Raw genomic sequence first — 1,008 nt, 5'->3', positions numbered from 1 at the left:
GAGTTAAGAGGTCTATATGAGTCTGAAAAAAACACATAAGAGCTATCCACAGTCATTTAAAGATGAAGCTATTTTGATGGTGCTAGAGCAAGGCTACAGTGTGGCTGATGCAGCAAAGTCACTTGGTATTACTACTAGCCTGCTTTACAAGTGGAAAGAAAAGTACGAAGCCCAACAGAAAGGCATCGCTTTAGAGGAATCTGAGCGCGATGAACTGAAACGATTGCGTAAAGAAAACAAAGCGTTACGCATGGAGAAAGAAATTTTAAAAAAGGCCAGTGCCTTCTTTGCGAAAGAAATGAAGTAAAATTTCGCTTCATTAAAAAACAATCTAACCATTTCCCTGTAGCATTGTTATGCCACATGATGGGTGTGAGTAAATCAGGCTATTATGATTGGCTAAAACGGCCTGCAGCTGTGATTAGTCTTGATACTTTGAAGCTTTATCGCCGTATTCGAAAATTATTTAAAGAAAGCCGGGGTAGCTTAGGGAATCGTGAAATGGTGAAGAAATTGCGCAAAGAAGGCTATCAAATAGGTCGCTACCAAGTTCGTTACATTATGCGCCGATTACGCCTTAAAGTAACACAGCGCGTGGCTTACAAGATCACAACGAAGCGTAAGCATGCTGATTCAGTAGCTGATAACTTGCTAAACCAGAACTTTAACCCAACCGCCGCCAACCAGATTTGGGCTGGTGATGTGACTTACTTAAAGACAGGTGAAGGTTGGATGTATTTGGCCGTGGTGATGGATTTATACTCTCGTCGAATTGTTGGCTGGCATATCGATAAACGGATGACAACCGATTTGGTATGCAAAGCTTTAATAAAAGCGTATAACCTGCGCCAACCACCTAAAGGCCTTGTATTTCACAGTGATCGTGGCTCTCAGTATACCAGCAAACAATATCGTAAGCTGTTATTGAGCTATGGTATCCGAGCGAGTATGGGTGATGTAGGTGCGTGTTGGGATAATGCTGTTGTAGAACGTTTCTTTGGTAGCTTG

The 1,008-nt window shown here is 42.0% G+C and carries 1 pseudogene; it reads left to right on the top strand.

The window, feature by feature from the left end:
* Positions 1-16 precede the first annotated feature (16 nt).
* Positions 17-1,008: pseudogene (locus KCG35_RS25635) on the top strand (IS3 family transposase); the annotation flags it as partial.

It is taken from the genome of Zooshikella harenae (assembly GCF_018837975.1).
Lineage (GTDB): Bacteria > Pseudomonadota > Gammaproteobacteria > Pseudomonadales > Zooshikellaceae > Zooshikella > Zooshikella harenae.
This window is presented reverse-complemented; position numbering and strand designations above follow the sequence as displayed.